The sequence below is a fragment of the Singulisphaera photorubra genome (genome assembly GCF_045290345.1).
Classification (GTDB): domain Bacteria; phylum Planctomycetota; class Planctomycetia; order Isosphaerales; family Isosphaeraceae; genus Singulisphaera.
In genome coordinates this window covers 8,118,460-8,135,923 of record NZ_CP155447.1, presented here as the reverse complement: position 1 = coordinate 8,135,923, position 17,464 = coordinate 8,118,460, and the positions used below count along the sequence as shown (strand labels likewise).

The 17,464-nt window shown below is 62.9% G+C and carries 11 protein-coding genes and 1 pseudogene; 5 read left to right on the top strand and 7 right to left on the bottom strand.

What is annotated here, in order from left to right; genetic code table 11:
• Positions 1 to 15: 15 nt before the first annotated feature.
• From V5E97_RS30600 to V5E97_RS30580, 5 genes are all read right to left on the bottom strand, one after another.
• Positions 16 to 390: a DUF2149 domain-containing protein gene (locus tag V5E97_RS30600; protein WP_406695345.1), complete on the bottom strand. Its 375-nt coding sequence runs from the start codon at positions 388 to 390 to the stop codon at positions 16 to 18.
• The gene (locus V5E97_RS30595; protein ID WP_406695344.1) at positions 383 to 1,024 is read right to left on the bottom strand and encodes a MotA/TolQ/ExbB proton channel family protein; all 642 of its coding nucleotides are present in this window, start codon (positions 1,022 to 1,024) and stop codon (positions 383 to 385) included. Before V5E97_RS30595 ends, V5E97_RS30600 begins: the two co-directional genes overlap by 8 nt.
• Positions 1,021 to 5,268 carry a cobaltochelatase subunit CobN gene (locus tag V5E97_RS30590; RefSeq protein WP_406695343.1) on the bottom strand — a complete coding sequence of 1,416 codons (4,248 nt, stop codon included), beginning with the start codon at positions 5,266 to 5,268 and terminating at the stop codon, positions 1,021 to 1,023. The genes V5E97_RS30595 and V5E97_RS30590 overlap by 4 nt, the downstream gene beginning before the upstream one ends.
• A gap of 215 nt (positions 5,269 to 5,483) precedes the next feature.
• A complete protein-coding gene (locus tag V5E97_RS30585; RefSeq protein ID WP_406695342.1) occupies positions 5,484 to 6,422 on the bottom strand; it encodes a DUF1559 family PulG-like putative transporter in 939 nt (312 codons plus the stop codon).
• A gap of 312 nt (positions 6,423 to 6,734) precedes the next feature.
• Positions 6,735 to 7,145, bottom strand: coding sequence for a hypothetical protein (locus V5E97_RS30580; protein WP_406695341.1), 411 nt, complete (start codon positions 7,143 to 7,145; stop codon positions 6,735 to 6,737).
• Between the two features lie 303 nt (positions 7,146 to 7,448).
• Between V5E97_RS30580 and V5E97_RS30575 the strand changes: the two genes are divergently transcribed.
• Positions 7,449 to 9,149: a hypothetical protein gene (locus tag V5E97_RS30575; RefSeq protein WP_406695340.1), complete on the top strand. Its 1,701-nt coding sequence runs from the start codon at positions 7,449 to 7,451 to the stop codon at positions 9,147 to 9,149.
• 186 nt (positions 9,150 to 9,335) lie between these two features.
• Here the strand turns inward: V5E97_RS30575 and purD are convergent, their stop codons facing one another.
• On the bottom strand, positions 9,336 to 10,847 hold the full coding sequence (purD, locus tag V5E97_RS30570) for a phosphoribosylamine--glycine ligase (RefSeq protein ID WP_406695339.1): 1,512 nt from the start codon (positions 10,845 to 10,847) through the stop codon (positions 9,336 to 9,338).
• A 284-nt stretch (positions 10,848 to 11,131) separates the two neighbouring features.
• Between purD and V5E97_RS30565 the strand changes: the two genes are divergently transcribed.
• From V5E97_RS30565 to V5E97_RS30555, 3 genes are all read left to right on the top strand, one after another.
• On the top strand, positions 11,132 to 12,148 hold the full coding sequence (locus V5E97_RS30565) for an aspartate-semialdehyde dehydrogenase (protein ID WP_406695338.1): 1,017 nt from the start codon (positions 11,132 to 11,134) through the stop codon (positions 12,146 to 12,148).
• Between the two features lie 81 nt (positions 12,149 to 12,229).
• The gene (truA, locus tag V5E97_RS30560; RefSeq protein WP_406695337.1) at positions 12,230 to 13,009 is read left to right on the top strand and encodes a tRNA pseudouridine(38-40) synthase TruA; all 780 of its coding nucleotides are present in this window, start codon (positions 12,230 to 12,232) and stop codon (positions 13,007 to 13,009) included.
• Positions 13,010 to 13,025: 16 nt separating this feature from the next.
• Entirely contained in the window at positions 13,026 to 14,192 is a 1,167-nt protein-coding gene (locus V5E97_RS30555) for a glycosyltransferase family 4 protein (protein ID WP_406695336.1), read from the top strand.
• A gap of 1,008 nt (positions 14,193 to 15,200) precedes the next feature.
• Here V5E97_RS30555 and V5E97_RS30550 read toward each other — a convergent pair.
• Positions 15,201 to 15,677 (bottom strand): annotated as a pseudogene (locus V5E97_RS30550) (ArnT family glycosyltransferase); the annotation flags it as partial.
• Between the two features lie 360 nt (positions 15,678 to 16,037).
• Here V5E97_RS30550 and V5E97_RS30545 point away from each other — a divergent pair.
• A complete protein-coding gene (locus V5E97_RS30545) occupies positions 16,038 to 17,354 on the top strand; it encodes a hypothetical protein (RefSeq protein WP_406695335.1) in 1,317 nt (438 codons plus the stop codon).
• Positions 17,355 to 17,464 lie beyond the last annotated feature (110 nt).

Genomic DNA, 17,464 nt, shown 5'->3' with positions numbered 1-17,464 from the left:
GGCACGTCATTGGATTCACGGGGTCGCCGTTTTTCCCCGGTTGCCTGAAAAGTGGGCGGGGCGGTCGCCGGGAGAAGCGGAATCGGGAACGCAGACGATTTCGCCGGATGCAAGGCGGTAGGCGGTGCCGAGTCGTTCACCGGACCCTTCGAGCTTCTCCTGACTGACGCGGTACTGCTTGATCGACTGAGCTTGTGGCAGGTTGACCGAGCGGGGATCGCCCGCCCGGGAAGGATCGCCTTTCGGCGACGCGGTTCGGCGCGACGACCCCGCGAAGACGATCAGGAGGGCGATCGAAAAGACCATCCAGAGGTCGAAGAGGTTCACCAGGCCGGCGAGCGGGTCATTCTCCTCGCGCGCCTCCCATCGGCGAGGGCGTCGATCACGCATCGGCAGGCGCTCCGATCGGACTGTCGAGGCAGGCTTGTTCAGCCTTTGGCCGGATCGTATCGAGGACGAACTCGAGGTCGCTGAGATCCTGGTCATACCAATTGCGGCGGAGGACGCTCGCGGCGTACGCCAGGCCGCCGATCAAGAGTCCGAAAACGGTTGAGGTGAACGCGATTTCGAGGTTTTCGGCCAGCGTGGCAAGGTCCTCTGAAGCGAGTCCACGGAGCGCGGGGCCGAGCGGTAGCAGGGTTCCGACCAGGCCGAGCATGGGGCCGACACGGGTCGCAAACGAAAGCCAGGAAAGGCGGCGGGTCATCTCGATCTCGAGGTCGTCGAGGCCTTTCCGCAGTCCGGCCCGGCCTCGTTGATCCGAGGCACGAAACCAGGCCTGAAAGCGCGCGGGATCGCCACGCAGAGCAAGTCGGCGAAACGCGACGACCTCACCGCCACCGGCCTTCAGGCTTGCAAGGTAGGTCCTCCAAACCGCTCGTGACCGCCAGCGTTCGAGCGCCTCGCGGGCGAGCCCGCCCAGCATCCAGAGCGTCGCGGCCGACATGAGGGCCAGCACGATCAGCACCGGCGTGAGCAGGACGCCGGTGACCAGGAACAGGATTTCGATGAGCCGATCGGTCACGCCCCCCTCCTTCCTCGGAGGAATCCGCCCAGAATCAGGACCAAAGTGGCGCCTCCGAGAACCCAGGTCGTGAGATCCAGCGCACGAGGCTTGGGATTCGAAGGGGAGGGCTCCAGGCGTTGGCCGCGGACCGAATCGACGCTCGGACCGGGGGAAAGTGTCGGTGGTGCGTCGGCCTTCGCCTGGTTCTCAGGGGTTGGCCGCGGGCTCGCTGGTTTCGTGGCTTCGGTCGGTGAATTCACTGGCGAACCTTTCGCTTGCCCCTTGCTGGGCGGCGCCTGAGCCAACACGTTTGCTCCAGGGACCGTTGACGGAGAGGCGGAAGTGGTGGGCGCTGGCCCCGGACCGGGTGCCGGCCCCAGAGCGGCGACCGTCGTGATCGGAGGGGCGGTCCCATCGAACCGGGCATGATACTGGTTCTTGAGACCTGCGAGCTCCGGGGCACCCGAGTTGGCCAGGGTCCGCTCCACATACTGACGGAGCGGGCCGTTGCCGCCGCTCCGGAAGCCGCCATTGTCTCCGTGTCGCACGACAGAGCGAGCATAGGCTTCCACCAGTCGTTGGGTCGTCGCGGCATCCGCCTTCCAGTAGCCTTTGCGGATTGACTCGAGCATCGTCGCGGACAACTCCTGGAACGCGAATGGGTTCTCCGACTCGAACCATTGTCCGATCGACAGCCCGAGCTTGTCTTTCATGAAGATGGCATCCACCTCTTCCCAGGTTTGCCGCGGGATACTCCCCTCACGAACGACCTCCCATCCCATGCTGTTCGAGACCATGACGGCAATCTGGTCGGCTCCGGCATATCCTTCCTTCATCATCCCTTCGATCCACTTGCGGTTAAACAGGCGCACCCGAAACTCCCGGGCGAGCGCATCCTCCGCGCGAATCACCCCGGCCTTATCGAAGTCGCGAACGTCGGAGAGCAGAAACTCGGGCGCCTTTCCCGTCAGGTGCTCGACGGCCATCGCAAGCTGGCCGCCGTGTAGCCACATGTACTTATTCGCCAACGGACCTGTCATATGGTCGGACCAGCTCCGCAAGACCGTATCGGTCCCCTGGATCTGGCGGTCATAAGCTTCCGGCGCAGCTTCGCCCCAGTGGCCCTTGGTGTACACGTTCTTGGCCTGTGACAGGTAGTGCTCAATCACCTCATCGCGGGTGGTCCATGACCCCGATTGCTGGATGTACGCGAAGTTGCCGGGCGACCCATACTCCCCCGGTGGGACGCCGAAGATGCGAGCCCGGGATAATGCCAGAGCCCGGCTGGCTTCAAGGCCCTTCGCCGTCAACTCGTCGCGCACTCTCTCGGAATTGATCCGGACCGCGTTGTCCTGCTCCGCCTGCTCCGCGACCAGTCGAATCGCTTTATCGATAAGCTCGAGCCGGCCAGGCAGATTCATGGCGTAGAGGCCGCCCGGAGCGATGAAGACGTCGACCCGCGGCCGCTTGAGGATTTCGGAGGGAATGATCCGCACGTCGTTGACCAGGTCGCGATCGTCCCAGACGGGCTCCACACCGAGGCAATAGAGGATCTGAGCCTCCATCACACCGTAGTCGCGAAACGTGGCGTGCGGCCGGAGGTCGAACGCGACCTTCGCCGGGTAGTGTCCCTTCTCTTTGAGCGAGCGCTCGAGAAGTTGATCCACCAGCTTCTTGGCAAGATCCCACGATGGTTTGGTCGGGATCTCCTCGGGATTGAGCATGTAGAGGTTTCGACCTGTCGGCACGGCCCCTGGGTTGCGAATCGGGCTGTTGACCGGGCCGGGCGGGACATAGCGGCCGTCGAGGGCGGCCAGAAGATGATCGATCTCGTCGGTCGTCTTGGCGAATCGTTGGTTGAGGTCGATCGCGAGCTCGAGACCTTTCTGAAGCTCGGGCGGAAGGCTGGCGCTGGGCTTGCCGCCGATGGCTGTGACGGCGTCCATCGGACTGAGGTCGCGTCTCACGACCAACTCAACCGCTTCTTCGGCCTTGCGGCGGAGGTAGAGGATGCGATCACCGGGGAGACGAGCCTCCGCGGTCGGCACAGACACGACCTGGCCGAGCGCATCGAGGAACTTTCGCTTGAGGATCGTCGTGAGAAAGGGGACCATCAAGTCGTCGCGCGGCGGTTCGCCCAGGACGTGAAGACTGATGGGGGTCGTTTCACCTTCGATGTCGTGGAGGTATTCGACGACTTTGTGGATCTGCTCGGGGGTGAGCGGCGCCCCTGGTTCTTCGCCCAGTCCTGCTTCCTTGGCCAGGTGGAGTCGGACGACATCGGCGGTGATCTGACGGCGAAACCCTTCGCGGAGCGCACCTTCTTCAAGGCTATCCCACTTATCGATCAAGCTATGAAGGTTGAGCAGGTCGTCGGAGAGGCCCGCGGTGACGATCGGCGGAGTCAGGTGCCCGAGCGTCAGCCCGTAGACCCGACGTTTGACCGGGGCGACCTCGCCGACGTTGTCGATGATCCAAGGGTTAATGTTCGGTGTCGACCCCATGAGGATGTCCGGCCAGTCGCGGTCGGAGAGACCGACCGGGTTGGCCGGTAAAAAGAACTCGGAGCCGTGCGTGCCGAAGTGGACCAACGCGTGGGCTTTGAACGATTCTTGAAGCCAGAAATAGGTGGCGATGTAGTTGTGAGGAGGCGGGGTCAAACCTTGATGGAGCAAGGAGGGATCCTGGCCTTCACCCCGCAGGGGCTGAGGCAGAAGGATGATGTTGCCCAGGTCGATTCGCGGAATGACGATGAAGCTTCGGCCTTGGTCGTCCTTCCAGACCATCGCGTTGCCCGGGGCCGATCCCCAGTGCTTGGCGACCTCGCCTCGAACCGCTTCGGGAACACGGGTTTCAAGCCATTCGAGGTAGGTTTCGACGGGAAGCAGGACGGCCTGACCGCTCCTGGCCAGGCGGTTCAGATCGCCCTGATTCCACATTCCGTATTGTCGGCCGCGCTCCACGAGCCACTGAATCAACTCGTCCTCATGGTCAGGAACGGCGTTCAGGGTGTACCCCTCGGCTTTCAGCGTTTTGAGGACCTTGACCATGCTCTTGGGGGCGTGGAGGTGCATGCCGGTGGAACTGCCGCGCATCAGTTCGTTCTGGCCGGCTTCGCGGTCGTAGTAAAGAAACGCGATCCGTTTCTCGGCATCGGCTGTTTTCCGGAGCGCGATCCAGGAAAGGGCACGCCCGACAATATGTTCAATCCGTTCGGGAATGGGCGTGAACGACTCGGCGCTCCCACCGCCGTGGACGGTCCCCGCGCCGATCAGCGGTTCGATCGCGCCGAGGTGTTCCTGCCCGATCACCTGGAAGGCGGCATCGCCTTGCGTGAACCCTCCCAGGTTGTGTTGCCAGAACTCGATCGAGTTCCGTCGAAAGAAGAGGGAATGCATGTGCGGGGCGTCGAGCCGGGTCCGCTCCTCGACAGTCTCGCCACTGTGGCAGGTGTGAACGATGATATCGGGTTTGAACTCGTCGACAGGCTTCGGGGCGGAGGTCCGCGAGCCGCCATCGGTGAAACCGGCCGCGATCACTCCTTTCGCTTCCAACGAGCGAATCAAAGCATCGACGACCCGAGGCTGCTGATATTCGAGGTGAGCGGTGTGGACCATGATCGCCGCGCGAGGGAGCCTGCCTGGGTCGCGTCCTTTGGCGGACGTCCACGCCAGGAACGCGGGAACCGAGTCGAACCGCCCGTCGTGATCGGGATGATACAGCCCTGCCACAGCCGTTTCATCGGTCTCCGCGGGGGGAAGGATTTCTCCCGCTTGGCCGAGATACTTGACCGAGACGTAGATCAGGAAACGGCGGAGGTTTTCCCGTGAGCGGGGTAAGTACTTGGAGACCTCAGGGTCGGTCTCGACCGGGTTGGCGTCCCCTCGATCCTTGAGGAAAGCGGCCGCCGCCGCTCCTTCCCGCCCCACGGCGAAGATCCGGGTTGCGGAGTTGCCTCGCTTGGCGGCGAGAAAGAGGTCGCGGTAGGCGTCCTTATCCTCTTCACGCGTGTGCTGGATGAAGACCAGACGATAAGTGGACAGGTCACTCGACTTACTGGCGATCTGTTCGTCGGAGAGATACTCCACACGCAGGTTCAGCCCTTTGGCAAACCCTTCGAGAGCCTCAAAGACTCCACCATGTAATCCGATGAAGGCGATTCGTGGCGCGTCCTGCGGATCTTGCGACCACGCCGGGGCCACACAGAAGCCAAGAAGAAGCCCGGCCAGGAGGCCGAGCAAACGACGAGCCTGCGTTGTCATAAAAGTAGCCTATGGGGTGTACGCGTGATGGTTCGATGATCTGGCTATGGGATAGGCTGCTCATTCCGCAAATGCGTATATGGGAAATTTTCAAGATTTCAGACAATTCGATAGCTTTCTGTTTCCTCCAAGGCGTATTCCTGGTGGGCCGTGCCCACCCTACAAGAGATCACATCTCTTGTTTTCTGTTGAATTGTTTGGGCGGGCCGGACGCGCTAAAACTGATCGCTGCCGATGACTTCGCCACCGCCGCGGGTGGCGAGCGCCCGCCAACTGGTGATTGCGACGCTGTCCTTGATGAACTGGATGTGGCCGTCCGCGAAGAGGACGTTGACACCGCCGGAGTGAAAGCTGCGGGAACTGAGCAGGCCGTTGGTATCGCCGGCGCAGTCGGCCTTCTTGTGATTGGGGGGCCAGTAGTGATTGAGTGTGGATCCGCCCGACATGCTCCCGTGAAACCAGCGGCTGCCCCGAGTGCCGCTATAAGCGGGAATCGCCTCGCAGGCTTCTTCGGTGAAGGTGGAACTGTAACCGCCTCCCCCTTTGTAGTGCGCCCGCAGGTCGAAAGCCGCCGGCGCGGCGGCATCGATTCCGTTCCCTTTGATCGACTCCACGAACGCCGAGGTATTCGAGAGACCGTCGGTGATGTCGGCGAACCGAACACGTGAGCCGTCGAACATCAGACCGTTCCCGTTGCCGTTGGACATCAGTCCTGTGCCGGCGACGGCGAAATAATTGGTGGGTCCCAGGTCGGGAGTGACACGCCCTGCCTTGGGATCGCTCGGACAGGCGAAGGTGGGGATCATGAAGGCGATGGCAGTGGTGTTCGCCATATCGAAATTGTTGCGTGCATTGGGAGCCGTGGAGTGGTCGAAATTGATCGCGTTGTACAGGGCTCCTCCCTCCAGGTGAGGAAGAATCTGCGCCAGCGATGACCAGTAGTGAGGTGAGTTGGTACGGGCCGAGGGGAGTACGAGATGGACTCCCTCATAGTTGTGCAGAGCCAGCCCGATTTGCTTGAGGTTGTTCGTGCATTGCATCCGCCGAGCCGCCTCACGAGCCGCTTGCACCGCGGGCAGGAGTAGAGCGATCAGGACCGCAATAATGGCGATGACGACCAACAGTTCGATCAGAGTGAATCCGTGACGTCTCATCAGCGTTGCTCTCGGGTCTGTCGCTCGAGCCGGCTCTTATCCAGAGGTGAGCCGAATCGCGTGCGATCCGAGACGTCCTAGGCAATTCATGCGCCGACCACGGTTTTCAAACTTAACTCTCAGCAATGCAACACTTTGTCGTTGCTATACGCGGCGATGGGATCGCGATCGAAGGGTGAGAATTTCGCCTCACTCGGCGCATTTTTGTTCGCCAATCGCGAGTGCTCGGTGGAGCCAAACGGTGGTCCGGGGACGAGAAATCCCGAAGCGAAGGGACATTTTTCAGAAAGTCGGGGCATGAGACTTGGGGACTCAACGCGATGCCCCTGACTTTCGGTTTCGCTTTGGTGTGGGGGCGGGAGTGTTGATCACGCTCTCCAGCAAGTCGGCCAATCGGCGGCCCGCCTCGCCCGGACAGCGGGCCAGTTCGGCCATTTCGGCGAAGCTGAGTTGCGGGTCGGGAAATGGCAACCGGCCCTCCGCCTGTTCCGCGCTCGCCACGAGTTGATAGGCCTTGTCCTTCTGCTGAACCTTGACGCCGCAGCGTTTGAGCAACTCGAGTTCGCGATAGAACGTGCGCAAACCGATCTGGAGATCGCCGAGGATGGCCTCGCGAGTTCGCGGGCTGGCGGCCAGGAATCTGACGAGGCGGTGAAGGCGGGCGGCGCGGCCCAAGGTGATGTGGACGCCCGGACGTCGTCGACTGCTTGACGAGCGCTTCATGGTGCGAAACTTTCGATGAGGCTTCGCCCGCCGTTGGGGGCGGAAGCCTCGCATTTATGTTGGGGAGACCCCACAGAGGCGACCGTCTCTGCGGGGCGTACCATCCTTACGAGGCTGGGGGCTAGTAGTGATTACCGGGTTTGAAATGATTTTGCGGATTCTCTCAAGAATGCGGCAGGGCACGCCGATTATCGAGAAAGGCCTCATGAATTGCCATGGCACGGGCGAGGGCGCGTCTGGTCGCGTGTCTCCCTGCCGGTGACTCGAGCCGGTCTGCCTCCAAGCGCTTTGGGAGTCTGGTCTATGTCGACGAGGAAGCCCACCACACGGAACCGTGCTCTGCGTCCGAAGGCGGAGAATTTGGAAGATCGGCAACTCCTTTCCGCCGTGGTTTCGGGGACCGACATCGATGGCGATCAGTGGGTCTTACAGCTAATTGGCCCCGGATCACTCGTTGTTGCCAAGCAAAACGGAGCCGACGGAAATCCCGCCCCGCTCAATTCACAGACCCAGATCAAGTCGATCACGATCGGTGGTCTCAATCCCCAGCAGAGCCGGCTGGTCGGTCAGGTGACGCAGGGGACCAACGGCGACGGAAAGGTCTTCTTCCAGCAGTTGGATGAACTCCCGAGCAAGTCCCAGCAGCTCTCGGGGGGCAACGGCCCGCTGTCGATCGCCATTCCCGACTTCTGGCTCGCCAACACGACACCCAGCGGCAGCACAGGAACGCCCGATCCGGTCACCATCTCGATTCCAGACGGCGTCAACACCCTGCAATTCGGCGGCGTGGATACGACAGTAGGTCAGGTCAATCCCCCTCCGTCGACCGCGCAGAGCGATGTTGCCAAGGTCGTCCTCGGACTGCCGCAGTTCGGTGGCACCCGGATCATCATCGACAAGTCGATCAGCAGCTCGCAGGAAGTTCCTCCCTCCGGGACTTCGACGACGCCGACGACCATTCAACACGCGGTCGAGTTCGACGTCTCGGGGCGTCTCAACCTGTTTCAGGCCAACGAGATCCTCGGTGACGCCGCCACCCCGCCGGGCCAGTTCGTCAACCAGAACGCCGACGCCACGGGATATGGCGGGACCTGGGTCGTCTCCGGAACGTCGGGCGTGGCGCCCTTCCTGGCCGACGGCCGGATCCAAGGGGGACTCACCGGCCAGATCGGTAACGTCCGGATCGGCGGAAACGCCACGAACCTGTCGACGCTCGTCTTCGACGCCACGGGCACGGGCCAGGCGAAGATCTCGAACTTCTCGGTCGGCGGAGAGACGACCAACGTCCTGGTTGTTGCCCCCAATGGAGCACGCAACCTCGTCTTCGGTCGCGGAATGGATACGGTCGACATCTTGGCCCATGTCGTCAACACCCTGACGGCCAACCGGGGCGCCTTGAACTCGAACGTCTATGTCGACCGCACGATCAGCAAGGTCACCTTCGGCGGCGACGTGGTGAATACCAACGTCCTGTCGGGCTACGTCCAGAACTTCTCGAATATCATCAATGCCGTGACGGGACAAAGCTCGGTCAATGTCTTCAGCCCCACGGCCCAACCCACGGCTCCTCCCTTACCTCAGAACGCCCAAAATGCCGGCGGCATGAGTGTCCTGGTCGCGGGTGACGTCACGAACTCGGTCTTCGCCGCCTCGGTCCAGCCGGAGTTCGTCTCGGTGAACGGCGGCACGGTCCCACGGTTCGGCACCAGCCGGAACCTGGTGCTCCCGGTCGGTGAAATCGTCGCCAAGGTCGAAGGCACCATCGATAACTCGGTATCCACTCCCGACCAACCGACAACCGCCTTCTACGCCAACAAGGTTGACCTCCAGAAGGGCCCCGTCATCCCGCCCAACGTTCCTGAGGCTCCCTACACCGGCAAGCAAACCTACTCCTTTGTCCCCGGTTTCCATCATCCGGCCCTCGCAGTTGCCAAAGGCACAGCCGCCAGGATTAACAAGCACCGAATCGGTGCCCGCACTCCGCAGGGACCTGGTCAATTCTGATATCTATCCGTCCCCATCAATTTCGCACAGTCCATGCAAACAATCAAGCGTGTTGTTTGTGGGCAGGGTGATTGAGACGGGGACGAGGTGGGCGGACGACGAACGACGCCCGGAGCCATTTGAGAATGGCTCCGGGCGTCGTTTCGATTTTGGAGCGGGTGTCGAGTCCGGACGATGGTGGAGCGATCAGGGATTGGAAGCCTTGATCGCTTTATCCGCGATATCGCGGCGATACCATGCGCCGTTGTAGCGGATGGACCGGACCGCCTCATAGGCGCGCGTCTGGGCTTCAGCCAGGGTTGCGCCGAGTGCGGTGACGTCGAGAACTCGGCCGCCATCGGTGACGATTCGGCCGTCGCGGCCCAGGGTCGGGTCGGTTCGGAGGTTGGTTCCGGCGTGGAAAACCTTGACGTCGGCCATGCGGTCGGCTTCTTCAAGGTTGTTGATCACCCGGTCTCGTTCGTAGGGGCCGGGGTAGCCTTCGGCGGCCATGACGACGGTGACGGCCGGACGGGGATCCCACTTCAGGTCGATGGTGTCGAGGCGTTCGTCGACGACGGCGTCAAGGACCTCGAACAGGTCGCTCTTGAGCCGCATCAGGACGGCCTGGCATTCGGGGTCACCGAACCGGACGTTGAATTCGAGGACCTTGGGCCCCTGGTTCGTCAGCATCAGGCCGGCGTAGATCACTCCTCGGAACGGCCGACGAGCGCGTTTCAGGGCGTGGACGACGGGGACGAGGATTTCACGTTCGACCTGTTCCATGAGTTCGGGCGTGACGATCGGCGCAGGGGAGTAGGCGCCCATGCCGCCGGTGTTCGGCCCTTCGTCGTGGTCGAATGCCCGCTTATGATCCTGGCTCGATTCCAAGGGGATAATGGTTCGGCCGTCGGTCAAGGCGAGAATGCTCGTCTCCTGGCCGTCGAGCCGTTCCTCGAGGATCATCCGATCGCCGGCCTTGCCGTAGATCCGCCGGACCATGATCTGGTCGATGGCTTCGAGCGCCTGCCGAAGGTTATCGCAGACATAGACGCCCTTGCCGGCGGCCAGTCCATCGGCCTTCAGGACCAGGCCGAGCGGACGACCGAGCACATGGTCGCGGGCTTCGGCCGCGTTGTTGAAGACGCGACGCTCGCCGCGTTCCTCGATCTCAACCTGGACCCCAGGCCCGAGCTGCTCGCGCGGATCCATGATCCGGTCGATGGCCTCCAGGGTTTCGGCGGCGGTCCGGCAGAGCAAGGTGTGCCGGAGCGTCGAACGCCCTTTGGAGCGAACGACGAGCGAGACCTCGCGTGAGAGAACATAGAGTTCGGCGTCGGGGGCCGAGCGGAAGATCCGGTAGTCGGCGGTCGGGATACCGGCCTGGCGCATCAGCTCTTTGGCGAAGACCTTGCTCCCTTCGAGCTCGGCGGCATCGCGCCGCGGGCCGAAGATTCGCAGCCCTTCACGCTGAAACGCGTCGACGATCCCGTTCGTGAGCGGTTCTTCGGGGCCGACGATCGTCAACCCCACCCCTTCACGCTTGACGAACTGGGTCAGAGCCCGGAAGTCGCCCGGCTCGATCGAGACGTTCTGCGCGTCGAGCGCGGTGCCTGCGTTGCCCGGGGCGCAGAAGACCGTTTTGACCCGGGGTGACTGTTTCAGCTTCCAGCAGAGGGCGTGCTCCCGCCCTCCTTTGCCGATGACGAGAACTTTCAACGGGCCAACCTCACGAAAAACTTTCGGCGGACTGTGATTCTCTTATTCTAAAGACCAAGGGCCTCGTCGCACAGGCCCAAGAATCCCCTCACGGCGGCGATGTTGGAAACTTTCCTGCTCGAATCGTATGATAGACGAGCTTGCGGGGAAGATTTCTCAACGCGAACCGACTTTCGGCTCGACGTGTCTTCGCGTCCGATGGCCTTCGCTCGCTGGGCTGGGGCCGACCGGATCCAAATTCGTTTTTTTTTGTTTTGCATGGGCAAAGGGAGAGGGAGACCGCCGTGAAGAGCGTTGCCGTCGTCGGGGCGAGTGGTGCCGTGGGGGACGTGATGATCCGCCTGCTTCAGGAACGCAAGTTCCCGATCGGGTCGATCAAATTCCTGGCGTCGGAGCGAAGCGCAGGCAAAACGGTAGTCTTTGGTGGCAAGACGTTTACGATCGAGCCGCTGACCCCCGAGGCATTCCAAGGGGTCGACATCGTCCTCTCGAGCACGCCCGCGTCGATCTCCCGCGAGTACAGCCCGATCGCCGCACGCGCCGGGGCGGTGGTTGTCGATAATTCAAGCGCCTTCCGGATGGATCCTGAGGTGCCCTTGGTCGTTCCGGAGGTCAACCCGCAAGACGTGGGCCGGCACCACGGAATTATCGCCAACCCGAACTGCTCGACCATCCAGATGGTCGTGGCCCTGAAGCCGTTGCACGACGCCTTCCGGATCCGCCGGGTCATCGTGAGCACTTACCAGGCCGTCTCGGGGGCCGGCCAGAAGGGGATTCACGAGCTCCAGTCGCAGACCAAGGCCCACGTCGCCGGTCAGGATGCCCCCACGCCAAGCAAGTTCGCCCACCCGATCGCGTTCAATTGCCTTCCGCAGATCGACGACTTCCTTCCGAACGGGTACACGAAGGAAGAGATCAAAATGGTGCTCGAAACTCGAAAAATCATGGGAGACGAGACGATCGACGTCTGCCCCACCTGCATTCGAGTTCCCGTTTTGAACTGCCACAGCGAGTCGATCATGATCGAGACCGAACGCCCGATCACCCCCGAAGCGGCTCGGCAAGTCTGGGCGAGCGCTCCCGGCCTGGTTGTGGTTGATGACCCCGCGGCGCAACTCTATCCTCTGCCCGCCTCGTGCTCCGATCGCGACGAGGTGTTCGTCGGCCGGATCCGCCAGGATCTCCACAACCCGAACGCTCTTCTTTTCTGGTGCGTCAGCGATAACCTCCGCAAGGGGGCCGCAACCAACGCCGTTCAGATCGCCGAAGAGTTGCTCAAACTCGACCCCGTTCGGGCATGAGCAGAGATCAGCGGAGCGGAATCAGAGATCGCAACGGCGTCGAGGGCGGCCCGCGGCGCCGTTGGGGTGAATTCTTTTCTCATGCGCAATATCAAGCTCCTGCTGAGCTACGACGGCACCGAGTTCTCCGGCTGGCAGCGCCAGCCGGACCGGCGGACGGTCCAGCAAACGCTGGAGGAGGCGATCCGGCGTTTGACCGGCGTCGAAGCGGTCACCAACGCCAGCGGCCGAACCGATGCGGGCGTGCATGCCATCGGCCAGGTGGTTCACTTCTACACGGTCTCCCGGCACGCGCCCGAGGTCTTCGTCAAGGCCCTCAACGCCACGCTCCCGCACGACATCCGGATCAGGAACGCCTGGGACATGCCGCAGGCGTTTCATTCGACCCTTGATGCCAAGTCGAAGCGCTACCGTTATGTGATCGACAACGGCCGGATCGCCGACCCGTTCCAGACTCGTTACAGCAATCACGTCTACCAGCCGCTCGACGTGGCCGCGATGCATCGCGCGGCGCAGGCCTTGAAGGGGCGGCACGACTTTCACAGCTTCGAGACCCAGTGGCCCAACCGCACGAGCAGCGTCCGGACGATCTTCGATATCGCCGTGACCCGGAAACACAACTCCGTGTGGGTCGAGGTCGAGGCCGACGGATTCTTGTATAACATGGTGCGATCGATCACAGGAACGCTCTTGCTGGTGGGCACCGGGCGCTGGGCCGAGTCTCGCGTGCGGGAGGCGCTGGTCGCCGAGGACCGGCGCGAGGCAGGGCCGACCGCCCCCCCTCAAGGGCTCTTCCTGGTCGTCGTCCGCTATGGCCACCCTGACGAGGTCGATCCATCCCCCCCGCGCAGTCCTGGCTGAGTCATCATAGACATCAATGCGTATCATTCACGTCATCACTCGCTTGATTATCGGCGGAGCCCAGGAAAACACGCTCCTGACGGTCGAAGGCCTGCACCATCGGCACGGCGACGACGTGACCTTGATCACCGGGCCGGCCGAGGGGCCGGAGGGGGATCTCTTTGGCCGTGCCGAGCAACTGGGTCTGAAGGTCGAGTTGATGCCCGAACTGGTCCGCGCGATCCGGCCGGGGACCGACTTCCGGGCCTATCGTCTCCTCCGCCAGGCGATTCGCCGCTTGAAGCCCGAGGTGGTCCACACTCACAGCTCGAAGGCAGGGATCAGCGGGCGGGCCGCGGCCTGGCATGAAAGGGTTCCCGCCGTGGTCCACACGATCCACGGGTTACCCTTCGGCCCTTCCGAATCGCCGTTGAAAAACCGGGCCTATGTGGCGCTCGAACGTTGGGCAGCGAATCGGTGCCATGCGATCGTGAGCGTCTGTGACGCCATGACCGACCAGGCGCTCGAGGCTGGAGTCGGGCGGCCCGAGCAATTCAGTACCGTCTACAGTGGCATGGACGTGGAGTCGTTTCTGCACCCACCCAGGCCCCGTGAAGAAGTTCGCCATCAACTCGGCCTGGCCGATGACGAAGTGGCGTTCGGCACCGTGGCCCGGCTCTTCGAACGGAAGGGGCACGAGGATATCCTCGCGGTCGCGCCCGCCGTGCTCGCGGCCAATCCGAAGGTTCGGTTCGTCTTCATCGGCGACGGCCTGCTCCGCGACCGGCTGATCACCGAGACTCAACGCTTGGGGCTTCGGCATGCGTTCCACTTCGTGGGCCTGGTTCCCCCTGATCGGATTCCCGAACTCCTCGGGGCGATGGATGCCATCGTCCATCCGAGCCTGCGCGAGGGGCTGGCCCGGGTCTTGCCGCAAGGGCTTCTGACCGGCCGGCCAGTCATCAGCTACGATGTGGACGGAGCCCGCGAAGTGGTTCTGCCCGAGACCGGAGTGCTACTCCCGCCTCGCGACTTGCCCGGGCTCCAGGCCGCGATCCTCCGGCTGGCCGCCGACCCGGCGCTCCGCGAGGCGCTCGGACGAGAAGGCCGTGAACGGTTCGCCCACCAGTTCCGGCACGAGACGATGACTGCCCAGCTCCGCTCGCTCTACGAGCGACTGCTCGAAACCGGTGCCTCGCACTGAGCGGTTCATCCTGAGCAGAATGAACTCGAGCGACTCGGTCTGTCCCTTGTTGAGGTTGAAGCCAGTCAGTCGATCGAGCCGTTCCACCTTGTACTCGGGCCGGGCGAGGAATGCGCTGAGCTCGCCGGGGAGGACCGCGGTGGCGACGGCGCCGTACTGGACCACCAGTTTTTCCACTTGCGACCAGTTGCGGACGGTCGGCAAGGGGCGACCGTACGCATAGATCACGCTCGGCTCTTGATACGAGTGGAGGATCGGCTGGGCGCGATGCTGCTTCGCGAGGCTCGCGAACCGCTCACCCACGATCCGAGGCGTTCGATACGGTTCGGCCGCCGGGAGCACCCAGGCGCCCATGGCAAGCATGAGGATCGCCCAGGTCGTGACCAGACCTCCCACCGCCCGTTCCGTCAACCCGCGGAAGATTCGAGTGACGGCGTACGTGGTTCCCAAGGCCAGTATGATCGCCAGAAACAGGAGCGGCCCGCGGAGGCTGACGGGGAGCAGTGTGGCGGCCGCGATCAATCCCGCGAAGAGCACGACCGCGGTCCCGCCCAGGAGGCCGACGCCGACACGCCCCAACGGCCACCGCCTGAGGTTGACCCCTTCCTTGACGACCGTCGCAACCAGCCAGGCGGCCAGAAGTGCGCAGGCCGGGATCGCTGGTAAGTAGTAGTGAACCAGCTTCGTCTGGACGCATTCCAGAAGGATCAATGGGCCGACGGCCCACCCGAGCAGAAAGCCGAACAGCGGGTGCTCCCGCCGCCTCGTCCAGCCCCCAAAGAGCGCCGCGGGCAGAAGCGCCGACCACGGGTGAAACGTTCCAAGCGTCGTCACCAGGTAGTAGCCTGGGAAGCCGGTATGCTTCTCCATGCCGCTCGCCACGCGATGGATGACCTGTTCTCCAATCGCGAAGCGAAAGAACTCACCCTGAGAGAGGAGGCCAATCGTCACGAGCCAGGGGGCGACGACGACCAGGAACCCACTCAGGCCCCACCGCCAGCGCAGCCGGCTCCAGCATGCGGTTGGTCCTCCCCACCACCAGGAGACGATGCCCGAGACGGCAATCAAGGCGGCGCCGACCGGCCCTTTGGTGAGTGTCGCCAGGGCCATCAAGCTCCAGAACCCCGCGGCGAGCCGGCGTGAGGGACGTTGCGCCAGTTCCCAAAGGCAGAACTGGGCGCCGACCAGGAAGAGCGTCAGCGTGGCATCGGTCGTCGCGAGCTTCGATTCCGTGACCATGATCGGGGCCGTCGCGAGCATGAGTGCGGCGAGCATCCCCATTTGAGGGCCGAGCATTCGCCGGCCCATCGACCTGACGAGCAGGCACGTGCCAACCCCCGCGATCGCCGAGATGAGCCGGCTTCCGAACGGGTTATCTCCCCCAAGAGCGACTCCCGCTCGCATCAGCCAATAAATCAGGATTGGCTTATGGTAGCGCGGTTCGCCGTTGAAAGTCGGCCGGATCCAGTCGCCCCGCGCTCGCATCTCGCGGACGCAGGCCGAGTATCTGGGCTCGTCACGATCCCACAAACTCGTCCGACCGTTACCCGCGAGGTTCAACGTCAGAGCCAACAGGCCGATCAAGACGGGCTCGAAGAGACGCCGCCAGCGCGGTTCGCCGACCTCGGTTCCGAAGAGCGGGGGAAAGGACGTGGACGTCAAGGTTCCCTCCATTGGTCTCCTGACGGAATCGATGGATCGTCAGTCAACCTTGCGGCAAGGCGACGGTTCGCGCCACTCGGCGCGGGAGTATAATGCAAGAGGCAATAGGCGAGGAGGCCGCTTTCTCGCGACCGTCCCCTCACCTGGCTTCGCCCCACCATCCGACCGAAGGATCTTGCTGACATGGCCTTGCAGACCGAAGCCGAATGCCTGCTCGACACCGGCGCGCTCTACGGCGTTCGCGTCATGTTCCGCAACGCCCAGGGAGATCCGATCTTCGCCGGCTTCAAGCAGGGAGCGTTCTCGCTTTACTACGGTGACGGTCCCATCTATCACTTCGATCGAGAAGGCCGCTGGCAGCGTGCCTTTCTCCACGGGATCCATTACCTCAAGGGCCTCGACACGACGATCCAGGCGATCGACCGGGTCCGTGAGGGGGCGAACCTTGTTCTGAAGCGACGGACCCTTTTCTTCGCCGAAGCGAGCGATCTTGATGCCCTGATCCGAGCGACGGCCCTCGACCTTCTCGAGGCGCTGGCCGCGGGCCGTCTGGAACGAGTCGATCCCCCTTCGAAGGCCCAGCCCCTCTCGTCGGAAATGCTTTATGACTTCCTCGAGCGGGTAGTGGGATGGGACGCGACGGCCTGGTTCGCGCATCGCGAAAAATATCTGGCAACCTACGGCATCTTGCCCTTTTTACCGCCGGACAGCCAGAACTCCCTCATCCTGCAAGCCACACTGGGCCACGCGGACGGAATCGTCTTTGGCGGGGGATCGCCGGCGCCTCACTACCAACGGTCGAGCGACGAGTTCGCCACCCACACCCGCGAAGTCGTCAAGCTGTTCGGTCAGCGTCGCCTTCAGTATCGAAACATCTTTCTGGCGGGCAGCGACGTTCTTCGACTCCCGAGCGAAGCGGTGACAGGCTTCCTGGAAACGATCGCCCAGAGTGAATTGTGCGCGGCCTCCGGCGAGATGCCAGGATTCACCGAACCGCTGCCCAGGCTCGAAGCCGTCCACGCGTTCCTCGACAACCCGACGCGGCCCCGGCCAACCCTCGAGCAGTGGCGTACGTATCGCCAACTTCAGTTGCGCCGGGTGATCGTGGGCGTCGAGTCGGGCGACCCGACGATTCGCGAGTTCTACCGGCGAACGTGGAAGAACGAGGATCTCATCGCGCTCGTGTCCGATCTGAAGCAGGCGGATATCGCCGTCGGCGTCATGGTGCTCATTGACGCCGGAGGTGTCGAGCACGCCGAGCCTCATCTCACCAGTACGGCCGACCTGATCAACTCGCTCGAACTCGGCAAGGGGGACATCGTTTCCTTGCTGGATGCCAACGAGTTCCGCGACCCCCAACAGCAGGGCCCGAAATTCACGCCACTGGCGGGCTTACGCTGGACCGAGCAACAAGCCAAGCTCAAGCATGCCTTGCTGCCCCTCAGGTCGAATCGCGGAGTGAAGGTCGTGCCCTATAGCCTGGAAAAACAAGGACTCTAACTCGGCGCAGGGGATCGCCGTCAGGCCCGCAGGCGAATGCCTACGGGCCATCCCATATTGATAGAACGACAAGTATGACACACAGACTTCAACCTCGAAGAGGCAACTTG

Excerpts from the sequence above, each read along its gene's own strand:
- V5E97_RS30585 (WP_406695342.1), bottom strand. The coding sequence starts at position 6,422 with ATGAGACGTCACGGATTCACTCTGATCGAACTGTTGGTCGTCATCGCC.
- V5E97_RS30600 (WP_406695345.1), bottom strand. The coding sequence starts at position 390 with ATGCGTGATCGACGCCCTCGCCGATGGGAGGCGCGCGAGGAGAATGAC.
- truA (WP_406695337.1), top strand. The coding sequence starts at position 12,230 with ATGCGCAATATCAAGCTCCTGCTGAGCTACGACGGCACCGAGTTCTCC.
- V5E97_RS30580 (WP_406695341.1), bottom strand. The coding sequence starts at position 7,145 with ATGAAGCGCTCGTCAAGCAGTCGACGACGTCCGGGCGTCCACATCACC.
- V5E97_RS30575 (WP_406695340.1), top strand. The coding sequence starts at position 7,449 with ATGTCGACGAGGAAGCCCACCACACGGAACCGTGCTCTGCGTCCGAAG.
- V5E97_RS30555 (WP_406695336.1), top strand. The coding sequence starts at position 13,026 with ATGCGTATCATTCACGTCATCACTCGCTTGATTATCGGCGGAGCCCAG.
- V5E97_RS30590 (WP_406695343.1), bottom strand. The coding sequence starts at position 5,268 with ATGACAACGCAGGCTCGTCGTTTGCTCGGCCTCCTGGCCGGGCTTCTT.
- V5E97_RS30545 (WP_406695335.1), top strand. The coding sequence starts at position 16,038 with ATGGCCTTGCAGACCGAAGCCGAATGCCTGCTCGACACCGGCGCGCTC.